This window comes from Pantoea sp. SIMBA_079 (assembly GCF_046940275.1).
GTDB lineage: Bacteria > Pseudomonadota > Gammaproteobacteria > Enterobacterales > Enterobacteriaceae > Pantoea > Pantoea borealis.
Genome location: NZ_JAWRYR010000001.1, coordinates 425,373 through 439,646 on the forward strand (window position 1 = coordinate 425,373; position 14,274 = coordinate 439,646).

Consider the following 14,274-nt stretch of genomic DNA (forward strand, 5'->3'; position numbering starts at 1 on the left):
TGCCACAGACAGGCGTAGCGTCACCGCAGACGTGTAATTTCTGTGGCGCTGATAATAAGACTACGCTATCTGTTACAGGGTGCGTCACGCGACGCACCTGCACTGACACACACAACAGATAATAACGGGGTAAACATGGCTTTCTCTCTGATTCGTCGCCCGCTGGCGATGGGAATGATGGCGGTGGCGCTGCTCGCAGGCATCAACGCTAAAACCTTTGCCGCTGAAGATTTGCTGGCACAGATTAAAAATAAAGGCGAACTGCGCGTGGGCCTTGAAGGCACCTATCCGCCGTTCAGTTTCCAGGACGAGGGCGGCAAGCTGACCGGCTTTGAGGTGGAGTTTGCGCAGGAGCTGGCACAGCATCTCGGCGTAAAAGCAGCGCTGAAGCCGACCAAATGGGACGGCATGCTGGCGTCGCTCGATTCGAAACGTATAGATGTCGCGATAAACCAGGTCACTATTTCCGATGAGCGTAAAAAGAAGTATGACTTCTCTACGCCGTATACCATCTCAGGCGTGCAGGCGCTGACGCTGAAGAAAAACGCCGGCACCATTACCAAACCTGAAGATCTGGCAGGGAAAAAAGTGGGGGTGGGCCTCGGCTCCAACTATGAACAGTGGCTGCGTGATAACGTCAAAGGCGTGGATATCCGCACCTATGATGATGACCCGACAAAATATCAGGATCTGCGCTCCGGCCGCCTGAATGCCATTCTGGTTGATCGCCTGGCCGCGCTCGATCTGGTGAAGAAAACCGGTGACACCATGGCCGTGGCGGGTCCGGCGTTCTCGCGTCTGGAAGCGGGCGTGGCGGTGCGTAAGGGCAACGACGATCTGCTGAAAGCGATCGATCAGGCGATTGCAGAGATGCAGAAAGATGGCTCGCTGAAAAAACTCTCTGACAAATGGTTTGGCGCGGACGTGACCAAATAATGCTGGAGAGCGTACATCTGGTGCTGGATTCAGCACCTTTTTTACTGAAAGGGGCACTGTTTACGCTGCAGCTCAGCATCGGCGGGATGTTTTTTGGTCTGCTGCTGGGCTTTATTCTTGCCCTGATGCGCCTGTCCCGCTTCTGGCCGGTGAACTGGCTGGCGCGCATCTATGTCTCGGTTTTCCGCGGCACGCCGCTGATCGCCCAGCTGTTTATGATCTACTACGGGCTGCCACAGTTTGGCATCGAACTCGATCCCATTCCCTCTGCGATGATTGGTCTGTCGCTGAATACGGCGGCCTATGCGTCAGAGTCACTGCGCGGCGCAATCGCCTCGATTGAACGCGGACAGTGGGAAGCGGCGGCCAGCATCGGCATGACCCCGTGGCAGACGCTGCGCCGGGTGATCCTGCCGCAGGCGGCCCGCACAGCGCTGCCACCGCTGGGCAACAGCTTTATCAGTCTGGTTAAAGACACCTCGCTGGCGGCTACCATCCAGGTACCGGAGCTATTTCGTCAGGCGCAGTTAATCACCTCACGCACGCTGGAAGTCTTCACCATGTATCTGGCCGCTTCGCTGATCTACTGGATCATGGCGACCGTGCTCTCCGCGCTGCAAAACCGGCTTGAAGCGCACGTCAATCGTCAGGATCGGGAGGATAAATGAGTGCAATTGAAGTCCGCCAGCTGGTGAAAAAATTTCACGGGCAGACGGTGCTGCACGGCATCGATCTCGACGTGGCTGCCGGAGAAGTCGTGGCTATCATCGGCCCCAGCGGTTCGGGAAAAACCACGCTGCTGCGCAGTATTAATCTGCTGGAGGTACCGGATCAGGGAACCGTGACGGTAGGCGGCATCACCATTGACGCCAGCCTGAGCCTTAACAAACAGAAAGAGAAGGTGCGTCAGCTGCGCCAGCAGGTAGGGTTCGTGTTTCAGAACTTCAATCTGTTCCCGCATCGATCGGTACTGGAAAACATCATTGAAGGGCCGGTGATCGTTAAAGGCGAGCCGAAAGCAGAGGCAGAGGCGCGGGCACGTAAGCTGCTGGAGAAGGTCGGACTGACGGGTAAAGAGACAAGCTTTCCCCGCCGGCTTTCCGGCGGGCAGCAGCAGCGCGTGGCGATTGCCCGCGCGCTGGCAATGCGCCCGGAGGTGATTCTGTTTGATGAGCCGACGTCCGCACTCGACCCGGAGCTGGTAGGAGAGGTGCTTAATACCATTCGCGCCCTGGCGCAGGAGAAACGCACCATGGTGATCGTCACGCATGAGATGAGTTTTGCGCGTGACGTGGCCGATCGCGCGATCTTCATGGACCAGGGGCGCATTGTGGAGCAGGGGGAAGCCAGAACCCTATTCAGCAATCCGCAGCAGGCGCGTACCCGGCAGTTCCTTGATAAATTTCTTAATCAGTAATATTCAGGGCCGGTTCGCTGGCCCTTATTTATTATGGTGCTATCATATCCCTTCGCGTTTCTCTTATCCTTTTGGTGCATAGCCATATCATTATCTTATTGCTAAATTATTAACTGGCTTCTCTGTTTGCAGATTGCTCTTAATTAAATAGCAGCTTTTCTTACTGATTATTTTCCCTGCATCACGGTTTATATCTTCCTGCGCGGCCTGCTGCATATGTAAATGCATTTTAATTAACGTAAAGTCCTGTTACATCAGGGCCAGTAAAGACAATTTAGGACTTTCGCCAGATACACTCGCTGCAGTGCTGTTGAATAATCGTTTAATAACCATAACTCGCAAATTGATTATTACTGCGTTTACCTCTTACAGACCTACACAGCTTTAGGAGTCAACCTGATGAAAGATAACGGGAAAAATGATATAGGCTGGATAAATACGCTAAAGGGCGCCTGTATTTTGCTGGTGGTTCTCTATCACACCGTATTACCGGGATTTGAAACAACGATAAAATATTTGAGCGCCGGATGGTTTCCGGCAGAAATATGGGTGCAGTTTAATACGGTACTGTCGCCATTACGTATGCCGGCATTCTTTTTTGTTTCCGGCCTGCTGGCAACCAACGGCATTTTGAATCGTTCATGGAAACAGGTCTTTACCAGCCGAATTACCAATCTGTTTTATCTCTATATTTTGTGGGGCTTTATTCAGTGGTGGTCAATTGTCGGGATTTCAACAGAAATCACCGGGCAACGCATCTCACAAAATCTTAATGCGGCTTACGCCGGCTCGCTGCTGGAGTTTCTCAAGCTGACGTTTATGGCGATGAGTACCTCCTGGTACCTGTATGGTCTGGCGATCTATTTCCTGTGCGCAAAAATTTTCCACCGGCAGAAAATGGCGCTGCTGATTGTGGCTGTCGTGCTGAATTATCTGGCGGTGGAAAAAATCATTCCGTACTGGGGCCCGCAGAGCGTCGCGCAATATTTTCTGTTCTTCCTGCTGGGTGCGTTCTGGAGCCCGGTGATGCTGCGCCTGAGCGAACTGCGCCGTGAAAACCTGCTGCCGTGGGCGGCGCTGGCGGCGCTGACCGGCCTCCACGTAATTATGGGTCTGGATAAGAGCCTGTTTATGTGTGTGATTGCTGTTCTGGTGAGCGTGGCGGCCTGCCGCTGGCTTAATCAGCATTTCAGTATGCGTTTTTTCAACTGGGTCGGGCGCAATACGCTGCAGATTTACGTTATTCACCGCATCTTTATTGAGTTTTTCGGCATGTCGGCGATTCTGTTTGCCCAGCGCCATCATCTGTTTGAGCAGGCGTGGTTCTCCGTGCTGTGGGCCTGTTTCTATCCGCTGGCCATCGTCGGGATCTGTTCGCTCTGTTCGGTCGCGGTCTGGTCAGTGACCAACCGCGGTCTGGGTCAGTCGCTGTTCCTGTTCCCGACGCTGATCGGTATGAAACGTCGCAAAGCAGCGTAGATAAATGCAGGGGCAACGATTTTAACCGGAGGGGACGCATTTATGCGTCCCCTGCGTATTTATGCGCCTGCGCTGGTTTCCGGACAGGGGCAACAATTTTAACCGCAGGGGACGCATTCATGCGTCCCTGACGTATTTATGCGCCTGCGCTGGTTTCCGGGCGCCATGAATGGCGCCCCTACAGGGATAACGATGCCATCTGGAGGGGACGCATTCATGCGTCCTCTGCGTATTTATGCGCCTGCGCTGGTTTCCGGACAGGGGCAATAATTTTAACCGCAGGGGACGCATTCATGCGTCCCTGACGTATTTATACGCCTGCGCTGGTGTCCGGGCGCCATTAATGGCGCCCCTATGGGATCACAATGCAATCTGTAGGGGACGCATTCATGCGTCCCTGATGCGTTTATGCGTCCCTGGGGTATTTATGCGTCCCTGACAAACCCGCAATAAAAAAGGGCCCGCAGGGGGCCCTTTACTGTCATAACCTGGCGTTTAACCGATGGTCATCAGGCTGGCGTTACCGCCTGCCGCCGCGGTGTTAACGCTCAGCGACCGTTCAATCAGCAACCGCTCCAGCAGCAGATTGGTTTCCCCGCGGGCGAAGCCCTGGACGGAAACAATGGCGCCTTCGCGTGCAGCGATATCGGCACACAGCGTACGCAGCTGATCGGCATCACCGTGATAGATCACCGCATCGAACTCACCGGACAGGGCATCTTTTGCCAGCCGGATGCGCTGCTGTACGGCCGACGGCAGCGATTTCAGCAGACCACGATGCAGCTCATCATCCTGCCACAGCGCCTGACTGCCCACGCTGGTAACCGCAGCCAGCTGGATCAGTGCATCCTGCTCATTATCGGCGAGGCAGAGCACGCGTTCACGTGGCAGCAGGCTGAAGGTGTTGCGTTCGCCCGTTGGCCCCGGCAGCAGACGCACCGTACCTGCCTGCGACAGCTCATCGTAACGCTGGCACAGCGCCTGCAGCGCTGGCTTATCCTGCGCCCAGCTTTGCAGCGCCTGGTGCGCGCCCATCAGCGTTGTGCGCACGCTGCTGTCGACCGGCTGCTCAGCATCCTGACGATCGAAGGTCAGGCGCAGCGCGCCATCCGGACGATTTGCCAGCAGGCGATAGAGATAGAGCGGACCACCCGCTTTCGGCCCGGTACCGGAGAGACCTTCGCCGCCAAACGGCTGCACGCCTACCACGGCGCCGACCATATTACGGTTCACATAGAGGTTGCCAACGTGCGCGTTCGCGGTGACCTGCGCGATGGTTTCATCAATACGCGTGTGTACGCCCAGCGTCAGACCGTAGCCGGTGGCGTTGATTTGCTCAATCAGCTGCGGCAGGCTGCTGCGTGAGAAGCGCACCACGTGAAGCACCGGTCCGAAGATCTCTTTATCGAGATCGCTGACCTGATCCAGCTCAATCAGCGTGGGCTTGATAAAGGTGCCGCTCTCCCACTCTTTACGATCCTGCGCATTTTCCTGCACCGCCTGATAAACGGTAAAGCCTTTGTTGCGCATCGCCTGGATATGGCGCTCGATACCTTCTTTCGCTTCCTGGTCAATAACCGGACCGATATCGGTTGAGAGACGCTCCGGGTTGCCCATGCGGCACTCCGCCATCGCACCGCGCAGCATTTTGATGGTGTGATCGGCGGCGTCTTCCTGGATACAGAGCAGACGCAGCGCCGAGCAGCGCTGACCCGCGCTGTCAAACGCCGAGGCAACGATATCCACCACTACCTGTTCGGTGAGGGCAGATGAGTCAACGATCATGGCATTCATGCCGCCGGTTTCGGCGATCAGCGGTGTCGGGCGCCCCTGCGGATCGAGACGACCAGCAAGATTACGCTGCAGCAGGGTTGCCACGGCGGTGGAACCGGTGAACATCACGCCGCGTACGCGCTCATCGCCGGTGAGCTGTGCGCCCACGGTTTCACCCTGGCCAGGCAGCAGCTGCAGCACGCCGGCGGGCACGCCTGCATCCAGCAGGATCTGCACCGCCTGCGCCGCGATAAGTGGCGTCTGCTCGGCCGGTTTTGCCAGCACGCTGTTGCCGGCGGCGAGCGCGGCGGCAATCTGACCGGTAAAGATCGCCAGCGGGAAGTTCCACGGGCTGATACAGACTACCGGACCCAGCGGACGATGCGTTTCGTTGTCAAAATCATCGCGTACCATGCCGGCGTAGTAGTAGAGGAAGTCGACCGCTTCGCGCACTTCGGCGATGGCATTGTTGTAAGTTTTGCCCGCTTCGCGCACCAGCAGACCAATCAGCTGCTGCATCTGCGCTTCCATCGCCTGACCGGCGCGCTCGAGGATCGCTGCGCGCTCGGCTGGCGGGGTGGCAAACCAGATTGGTCCGGCGCTGACCGCCGCATCCAGCGCGGCAGAGACTTCCGTTTCAGTGGCTTCACGTACGCTGCCGACCACGTCAGCCGGCGCCGCCGGGTTCAGTACCGGCTGACTGACACCCGTTTCCGGGGTGCCCTCAATCATCGGCTGTGCCACCCATGGCTGGCTGGCGCTGTTCAGCAGGGCGCTGGAGAGTGAGGCAAGGCGATGTTCATTCGCAAGATCGAGACCCGCTGAGTTAGGACGCTTGTCGCCATAGAGATCGCGCGGCAGCGGGATCTTAGGATGTGGCAGACCCACGGCGCCTTCGGCCGCACCCATTTTTTCCACTGCCACTACCGGATCGGCAACCAGCTCATCTATCGGCAGGCTCTTATCGGCAATCCGGTTGACAAAGGAGGTGTTGGCGCCGTTTTCCAGCAGACGACGTACCAGATAAGCCAGCAGCGTTTCGTGCGTGCCTACCGGCGCGTAAATACGGCAGGGACGGCTAAGTTTGCCATCGGCCACTTTACCCACAACCTGTTCATAGAGTGGCTCGCCCATGCCGTGCAGGCACTGGAACTCATACTGACCCGGATAATAGTTATTGCCCGCCAGATGATAGATAGCGGCCAGCGTGTGGGCGTTGTGCGTGGCAAACTGTGGGTAGATCTGGCTTGGCACCGCCAGCAGCTTGCGTGCGCAGGCAAGATAGGAGATATCGGTATATACCTTACGCGTATAAACCGGATAGCCTTCAAGCCCTTCCATCTGCGCGCGCTTGATTTCGCTGTCCCAGTAAGCCCCTTTCACCAGACGGATCATCAGGCGGCGACGGCTGCGCTGTGCCAGATCGACCAGCGAGTCAATCAGCATCGGGCAGCGCTTCTGGTAAGCCTGAATCACGAAGCCGATCCCGTTCCAGCCCTCCAGCTCAGGTTCAAAACAGAGTTTTTCCAGCAGGTCCAGCGACAGCTCAAGACGATCGGCTTCTTCGGCATCGATATTGATCCCGATGTCATAGGAACGCGCCAGCAGCGTCAGCGATTTCAGGATCGGATAGAGCTCTTCCATGACGCGATCGTACTGAGCGCGGCTGTAGCGCGGATGCAGCGCAGAAAGTTTGATTGAAATGCCCGGGCCTTCATAGATGCCGCGTCCGTTGGAAGCCTTGCCAATCGCATGGATCGCCTGCTGGTAGGAGAGCAGATAGGCTTTGGCGTCGGCGGCGGTCAGGGCCGCTTCACCGAGCATATCGTAGGAGTAGCGGAAACCTTTCTCTTCCAGCTTACGGGCGTTCGCCAGCGCTTCAGCAATGGTCTCGCCGGTAACGAACTGCTCGCCCATCAGGCGCATGGCCATATCCACGCCTTTGCGTACCAGCGGCTCACCGCTTTTACCGATAATGCGGTTCAGCGAGCGGGACATGCTCGCTTCGTTGTGCGTCGAAACCAGGCGTCCGGTAAACAGCAGGCCCCAGGTCGCGGCATTAACAAACATGGATGAGCTGCGGCCCAGATGCGACTGCCAGTTACCGTTACTGATTTTGTCGCGGATCAGCGCATCGCGGGTAGGTTTATCCGGAATACGCAGCAGCGCTTCTGCCAGACACATCAGCGCCACGCCTTCCTGCGAAGAGAGGGAAAACTCCTGTAAGAGGCTTTGCACCATTCCGGCGCGTCCGGTTGCACCTTTTTGGTGCCGCAGCTTGTCAGCCAGGCTGTAAGCCAGCTGGTGGGTCTTCTCTGCCAGCGCGGCGGGCAGGCGTGCCTGTTCCAGCAGCATCGGCACCGCTTCTGTCTCCGGGCGACGCCACGCGGCAGTGATCGCGGAGCGGGTAACCGACTGTGGAAGAATGTGCTCAGCAAAGTCGAGGAACGGCTGCAGGCTCTCTTCAGGCAGGCTCTCTTCCACCGTAGTGTCGCTGGCCTGCAGCGGGATTTCCGGCAAGGTTTCGCCCGCTTCAAGCTGGGTTAAGTAGTTGAAAATAGCCTGTTTAATCAGCCAGTGAGATGTGCGATCAACTTTCTGTGCTGCCAGCTTAATGCGGTCGCGGGTGGCTTCATCCAGCTTCACCCCCATGGTCGTTGTTCCCATGAATTCCTCGTCTTAAAAAAGTAAATCAACATCAGCGTGGGCTGCACTATCACCCAGGTTGCAACTTTGTGCAACCATGTTAAATGTGACTCAGGTAGCACGCTTTCAAACCGCTTATTTGTTAACAACAAAGAAACGGCACGTTTCTTGCTGCAAGAATCTCGCCAGAGTTGCAACCGGGGTCAGAAAACCGCGAAAAACCGCTTTTCTGGTGCAACCAAAAGTTTGAGCGGGCGCAACCTTTGAGCAAAGAAATGAGAAAGAGAGGTGAAACCCAGGTAACAGGTGTGTTAAATCCATTGTGCACATCGCACCTTTGCGGCAGGATACCGCGCCTTAAGAGAAATTCGCTTCTCTGGCGGCGGTAACGCGCAGTGGCCACCCCGTTCCGGTGCTGCCGCGCTGATTCGACTGCCGTGATTCAGACGGGTAATTGATAAGTCGCGCCAGGGAGACGCCCGGCCAGAACTGTTCAGGCAGGGCGGGCAAACAATTTCTCTTAAGCAATTACATAATAAGTGGAGAGAGTATGAGTATAAGTACACCAATGCTGGTGACCTTTATTATCTATATCCTTGGGATGGTGTTGATAGGGTTTATCGCTTACCGGTCAACAAAAAACTTTGATGATTATATTCTGGGCGGCCGCAGCCTGGGCAGTTTTGTTACGGCGCTCTCAGCCGGTGCCTCCGATATGAGTGGCTGGCTGCTGATGGGCCTGCCTGGCGCCATCTTTCTGTCCGGCATCTCTGAAAGCTGGATCGCTATCGGCCTGACGATTGGCGCCTGGCTGAACTGGAAAATTGTGGCGGGTCGCCTGCGTGTGCAGACCGAGCATCACGATAACGCCCTGACGCTGCCTGACTTCTTTACCAGCCGCTTTGAAGACAAAAGCAAGCTGCTGCGCGTGATCTCCGCGGTGGTTATCCTGATTTTCTTCACCATTTACTGCGCCTCGGGCGTGGTAGCCGGTGCGCGCCTGTTTGAAAGCACCTTTGGTATGGATTACCAGACTGCGCTCTGGGCGGGTGCTGCGGCCACCATTCTCTATACGCTGGTAGGCGGCTTTCTGGCGGTGAGCTGGACCGATACGGTACAGGCAACGCTGATGATCTTCGCACTGATCCTGACGCCGGTGATTGTGATTATCGCCGTAGGCGGTTTTGACGACTCACTGGCAGTGATCCGCGAGAAGAGCGTGGAAAACCTCGATATGCTGAAAGGACTCAATTTTGTCGCGGTGATTTCGCTGCTGGGCTGGGGGCTGGGCTACTTCGGGCAGCCGCATATTCTGGCACGCTTTATGGCGGCAGATTCCCATCGTTCCATCCGTACTGCCCGTCGCATCGGGATGGCGTGGATGATCTTCTGCCTGGCGGGCGCGGTGGCCGTGGGCTTCTTTGGTATTGCCTATTTCCAGAATAACCCGGCGCAGGCCGCAGGCGTTACGCAGAACGGAGAGCGTATCTTTATCGAGCTGACGCGTATTCTGTTTAATCCGTGGATCGCCGGTATTTTGCTGTCAGCCATTCTTGCGGCAGTGATGTCTACCCTGAGCTGCCAGCTGCTGGTCTGTTCAAGCGCATTAACGGAAGATCTCTATAAAGGCTTCCTGCGCAAAAATGCCAGCCAGAAAGAACTGGTATGGGTAGGACGCGCCATGGTGCTGCTGATTGCGCTGATCGCCATTGCACTGGCGTCTAACCCCGATAACCGGGTGCTGGGCCTGGTGAGCTATGCATGGGCTGGTTTTGGCGCGGCGTTTGGTCCGGTTGTGCTGTTTGGTGTCTGCTGGAAGCGCATGACGCGCAACGGCGCACTGGCGGGTATGGTGATTGGTGCGGCAACGGTACTGCTGTGGAAACAGTATGGTTATACCGAGCTGTATGAGATCATTCCGGGCTTCATTTTTGCCAGCATCGCCATCGTGGTCTTCAGCCTGGCAGGCAAAGCTCCTTCTGCCGCCGCACAGCAGCGTTTCGCCGCTGCGGAAGCGGAATACCAGGCAGATTAAGGTATTCGCGCGGTGCGTTCCGGCACCGTTATTACAGAGGAGGCACATCGCTGTGCCTCCTCTGCACGGCTGATACGTCAGGCAAAAAGATCTCAGCTGTTTTATCCGGACGCCCATTCCCCTGATTTCTACCCACGCAGCAAAATAATTTCCCGCAGTGACTTGTTTTTTTCTCGTCGATAATGATAATCGATATCGTTCGCACTTTACGTTTTTTTACGACAGATTTACCCTGCTAAACACTTAAGAGGCAAACGATGTTTGTTCCGTTTCTCATTATGCTTCGTGAAGGTCTGGAAGCGGCGCTGATTGTCAGCCTGATCGCCAGCTACCTGAAGCGCACCGGGCGTACCCGATGGTTTCCGGCCATGTGGGGCGGGGTGATAGCCGCTATTGTTCTCTGCGCGGGGCTGGGTATGGCCATCAATGCCACCACCGGTGAGTTTCCGCAGAGGCAGCAGGAGCTGTTTGAAGGTGTGGTTGCGCTGATTGCGGTAGCGATGCTGACCACCATGGTGTTCTGGATGCGCAAAGTCGCACGCAGCATGCGCCTGACGCTGGAAAAATCCGTTGATCAGGCGCTGGAAAAGCGGGGCGGCAGCGGCCTGCCGCTGGTGATGATGGTGTTTCTCGCCGTGGCGCGCGAAGGACTGGAATCGGTGTTTTTTCTGCTGGCAGCCTTTACGCAGGATGTTGGCTACGCTCCGCCTGCGGGCGCGCTGCTCGGCCTGCTGACCGCAGCGCTGCTCGGTATGCTGATCTATTACGGCGGCGTCCGCCTTAATCTGGCGCACTTTTTCCGCTGGAGCAGCCTGTTTATTCTGTTTGTTGCCGCCGGACTTGCGGCCGGCGCAATCCGCGCTTTTCATGAGGCCGGATTATGGAACCACTTTCAGGCAACGGCGTTTGATATTAGCAACGTGCTCTCCACGCATTCCCTGGCCGGTACGCTGCTTGAAGGCCTGCTTGGCTATCAGGAGGCCCCCAGCGTCAGTGAAGTCGCAGCCTGGCTGATCTACCTGGTGCCGGCGCTGCTGCTGTTCTTTTTCCCGACGCCTCCTGCTCCGGCTGCCGCACGCAGCCTGCGCTGATTACCGATTGTCATAACCTGACTCTTTAACACGGATACCCTCATGAATACGCCTTTACGCACTACCGCTTCCTTCATCGCGCTGCTGCTTTCCGGTACTGCCGCCGCAGCGATCCCGCAGTTCACCGTCACCGTTACGGACAAACAGTGTGAGCCGATGACGCTGAACGTGCCGGCGGGTAAAAGTCAGTTCATTATTAAGAATCACAGCCAGAAAGCGCTGGAGTGGGAGATCCTGAAAGGGGTCATGGTGGTGGAAGAGCGGGAAAATATCGCGCCGGGCTTCACGCAAAAGCTGACGGCAAATCTGGAAGCGGGTGAGTATGAGATGACCTGCGGCCTGCTGAGCAATCCCAAAGGCAAACTGACGGTGACCGGATCGGGGCAGTCATCAGCCTCAGAGCAGAAAGAGCTGCTGCAGCTGGCTCAGCCTATCGCCGACTACAAAGCTTACGTTCTCAATGAAGTTAACGCGCTGGTCAGCAGCACCAAAGCGTTTACGGCAGCCATTAACGCAGGCGACGGTGATAAAGCCAGAGCGCTCTACGCACCGACCCGTGCCCACTACGAGCGTATTGAGCCTGTTGCTGAACTCTTCTCCGATCTGGATGGCACGATTGATGCCCGTGAAGATGATTTTGAGCAGAAAGCGGCGGATCCTGGATTCACCGGTTTCCACCGGCTGGAGAAACTGCTGTTTGCCGACCGCACAACGACCGGTGCCGCTCCCTTTGCCAGCCAGCTTAATGAGGATGTAAAAGCGCTGCAGGCGCGCATCAGCGCGCTGGCATTTTCGCCGGTTAAAGTTGTAGGGGGCGCAGCCGGTCTGATTGAAGAGGTCGCTTCGAGCAAAATCTCCGGAGAAGAAGATCGTTACAGCCGCACTGACCTCTCAGACTTCCGGGCAAACGTCGACGGCGCGCAGAAAATTGTCTCATTACTGCGCCCGCTGTTGCAGCAGCGTAATCCGCAGCTTCTGACGAAAATCGATACGAACTTCAGTAAAGTTGACGTCATACTGGATAAATACCGTACGGCGGACGGTTTTGCATCGTATGAGAAGCTGACGGTAGCCGATCGCAATGCGTTAAAAGCGCCGATTACCGTGCTGGCGGAAGATCTCTCCTTGCTGCGCGGCACGCTGGGCCTTGATTAACCATGACTAAACAGCATGATGCCATGCAGCCGGCGCGCCGTCGGTTACTGCAGGGGCTGGGTGTGTTGGGCGGTGCGGCTGTACTCGGGGGCAGCTGTCCGTTTCACGCTGGCGCAGCGGAACATTTTTCTCCGGGAACGGTTGCACCTGATGCGCGTCAGCAGGTGCAACCGTTTTACGGTGAGCATCAGGCGGGCATCCTGACGCCGCAGCAGGCTGCCATGATGCTGGTGGCATTTGACGTACTGGCCGGCAGTAAAGCTGAGCTGACGCGTTTACTGCGTCTGCTGACAGCAAGGTTTGCGTTTCTGACGCAGGGCGGGCTTGCGCCTGCAGTAACGAATCCGCAACTGCCGCCGGCTGACTCCGGCATTCTGGGTGCCACCATTGCGCCGGATAATCTGACGCTGACGCTATCCGTGGGCAGTTCACTGTTTGACGAACGCTTTGGACTGGGCGCGCATAAGCCGGCACAGCTGCAGACGATGACGCGCTTTCCTAATGATTCGCTCGACGCCAGCCAGTGTCACGGGGATCTACTGATTCAGATCTGCGCCAACAGTCAGGACACCGTGATCCACGCGCTGCGCGACATCATCAAACACACGCCCGACTTGCTGGCGGTACGCTGGCGGCGCGAAGGGTTTATTCCCGATCGTGCAGCACGCAGTAACGGGCAGGAAACCCCGATTAACCTGCTGGGTTTCAAAGATGGCACGGCAAATCCGGATACGCAGAATGACGCGCTGATGAACCGCATGCTATGGGTGACGGCCGATCAGCAGGAGCCTGCCTGGACATATGGTGGCAGCTATCAGACGGTACGGATTATTCGTTTCCGCGTTGAGCAATGGGATCGCACCCCGCTGGGTGAGCAGCAGACTATTTTTGGTCGTGAAAAGCTCAGTGGCGCGCCGCTCGGCAGACAGCATGAGCATGATGAGCCGGATTACGCCAGCGATCCGGATGGTGAGGTCATTGCGCTTGATGCCCATATCCGGCTTGCCAACCCGCGCACGCCGGAGACGGCTGACAGCCTGATGCTGCGGCGCGGCTACAGCTACTCCGCAGGGATCACTGGCGCAGGGCAGCTTGATATGGGATTGCTGTTTATCTGCTATCAGCACGATCTCAGCAAAGGTTTTATCACGGTGCAGCAGCGGCTTAACGGTGAGGCGCTGGAAGAGTATGTGCGACCTGTCGGCGGGGGGTACTTTTTTGCGCTGCCGGGCGTGCCGGATAGCGCTCACTATCTCGGGCAGTCGTTAATCGAAGCCTGAACCTGATTGCCGTTATCCGGCATCATGCTTTATAGCTCTCCGCATCATGAAAGGATCCGTAAAGGATCCTTTTTGTTTTTATTTATTGCATTGATATTGTTGGCTTTTTATCTTTTTTGGGTATCGACCGATCGACACTAAAAATCTTAATTTGCATCGAAAAGTAAAAATAGTGTTGCAAATTTTCGGCGCTATGTTTCACTTTAATCATAAGCGTTGTCAGTTATGTGGCATCTGCCACTGGAGTTCGCGCATGAGGTGTTCCATTCCGGAACCAGCAGGTGTAACACAGCAAGCGCAGTTCTCTGCGGGGGAGACCCTCCTGTCAGCGTTTTACTCTCCATCCATCCACTATCTTCTTCAATCAGCCCGTGTTTATCCGGTGCGCTGCGGCGTTTCGGCGCTGTTGTACACCCCCGTTTGTCTATCAGTACGGCTACAAGGAAGCCAATGTAACCTCTA

9 protein-coding genes are annotated in these 14,274 nt (G+C 56.4%); 8 read left to right on the forward strand and 1 reads right to left on the reverse strand.

Annotation, left to right across the window (positions count from 1 at the left end):
* Positions 1 to 135: 135 nt before the first annotated feature.
* The 4 genes from tcyJ to SB719_RS02115 all read left to right on the forward strand — a co-directional run bounded on the left by tcyJ (position 136) and on the right by SB719_RS02115 (position 3,832).
* On the forward strand, positions 136 to 936 hold the full coding sequence (gene tcyJ, locus SB719_RS02100) for a cystine ABC transporter substrate-binding protein (RefSeq protein ID WP_412158850.1): 801 nt from the start codon (positions 136 to 138) through the stop codon (positions 934 to 936).
* Positions 936 to 1,604 carry a cystine ABC transporter permease gene (gene tcyL / locus SB719_RS02105; protein WP_071667941.1) on the forward strand — a complete coding sequence of 223 codons (669 nt, stop codon included), beginning with the start codon at positions 936 to 938 and terminating at the stop codon, positions 1,602 to 1,604. The genes tcyJ and tcyL overlap by 1 nt, the downstream gene beginning before the upstream one ends.
* Complete coding sequence (gene tcyN / locus SB719_RS02110) at positions 1,601 to 2,353, forward strand: L-cystine ABC transporter ATP-binding protein TcyN (protein ID WP_065649053.1); 753 nt, start codon at positions 1,601 to 1,603, stop codon at positions 2,351 to 2,353. The genes tcyL and tcyN overlap by 4 nt, the downstream gene beginning before the upstream one ends.
* A 399-nt stretch (positions 2,354 to 2,752) precedes the next feature.
* Positions 2,753 to 3,832 carry an acyltransferase family protein gene (locus tag SB719_RS02115; protein ID WP_304234777.1) on the forward strand — a complete coding sequence of 360 codons (1,080 nt, stop codon included), beginning with the start codon at positions 2,753 to 2,755 and terminating at the stop codon, positions 3,830 to 3,832.
* A 495-nt stretch (positions 3,833 to 4,327) separates the two neighbouring features.
* Here the strand turns inward: SB719_RS02115 and putA are convergent, their stop codons facing one another.
* Positions 4,328 to 8,272 carry a trifunctional transcriptional regulator/proline dehydrogenase/L-glutamate gamma-semialdehyde dehydrogenase gene (gene putA, locus SB719_RS02120; RefSeq protein WP_065649055.1) on the reverse strand — a complete coding sequence of 1,315 codons (3,945 nt, stop codon included), beginning with the start codon at positions 8,270 to 8,272 and terminating at the stop codon, positions 4,328 to 4,330.
* Between the two features lie 529 nt (positions 8,273 to 8,801).
* Between putA and putP the strand changes: the two genes are divergently transcribed.
* From putP to efeB, 4 genes are all read left to right on the forward strand, one after another.
* Positions 8,802 to 10,286 (forward strand): sodium/proline symporter PutP, encoded by a 1,485-nt coding sequence (putP, locus tag SB719_RS02125; RefSeq protein ID WP_065649056.1) that lies wholly within the window; start codon positions 8,802 to 8,804, stop codon positions 10,284 to 10,286.
* 257 nt (positions 10,287 to 10,543) lie between these two features.
* Positions 10,544 to 11,377: an iron uptake transporter permease EfeU gene (efeU, locus tag SB719_RS02130; protein WP_065649057.1), complete on the forward strand. Its 834-nt coding sequence runs from the start codon at positions 10,544 to 10,546 to the stop codon at positions 11,375 to 11,377.
* A gap of 42 nt (positions 11,378 to 11,419) precedes the next feature.
* Positions 11,420 to 12,532, forward strand: a complete 1,113-nt coding sequence (gene efeO / locus SB719_RS02135; RefSeq protein ID WP_065649058.1) for an iron uptake system protein EfeO — start codon at positions 11,420 to 11,422, stop codon at positions 12,530 to 12,532.
* A gap of 2 nt (positions 12,533 to 12,534) precedes the next feature.
* Positions 12,535 to 13,812 carry an iron uptake transporter deferrochelatase/peroxidase subunit gene (gene efeB / locus SB719_RS02140; protein ID WP_304234785.1) on the forward strand — a complete coding sequence of 426 codons (1,278 nt, stop codon included), beginning with the start codon at positions 12,535 to 12,537 and terminating at the stop codon, positions 13,810 to 13,812.
* Positions 13,813 to 14,274 lie beyond the last annotated feature (462 nt).

Coding starts and splice junctions, on each gene's coding strand:
- tcyJ (WP_412158850.1), top strand. CDS start 136: ATGGCTTTCTCTCTGATTCGTCGCCCGCTGGCGATGGGAATGATGGCG.
- tcyL (WP_071667941.1), top strand. CDS start 936: ATGCTGGAGAGCGTACATCTGGTGCTGGATTCAGCACCTTTTTTACTG.
- tcyN (WP_065649053.1), top strand. CDS start 1,601: ATGAGTGCAATTGAAGTCCGCCAGCTGGTGAAAAAATTTCACGGGCAG.
- SB719_RS02115 (WP_304234777.1), top strand. CDS start 2,753: ATGAAAGATAACGGGAAAAATGATATAGGCTGGATAAATACGCTAAAG.
- putA (WP_065649055.1), bottom strand. CDS start 8,272: ATGGGAACAACGACCATGGGGGTGAAGCTGGATGAAGCCACCCGCGAC.
- putP (WP_065649056.1), top strand. CDS start 8,802: ATGAGTATAAGTACACCAATGCTGGTGACCTTTATTATCTATATCCTT.
- efeU (WP_065649057.1), top strand. CDS start 10,544: ATGTTTGTTCCGTTTCTCATTATGCTTCGTGAAGGTCTGGAAGCGGCG.
- efeO (WP_065649058.1), top strand. CDS start 11,420: ATGAATACGCCTTTACGCACTACCGCTTCCTTCATCGCGCTGCTGCTT.
- efeB (WP_304234785.1), top strand. CDS start 12,535: ATGACTAAACAGCATGATGCCATGCAGCCGGCGCGCCGTCGGTTACTG.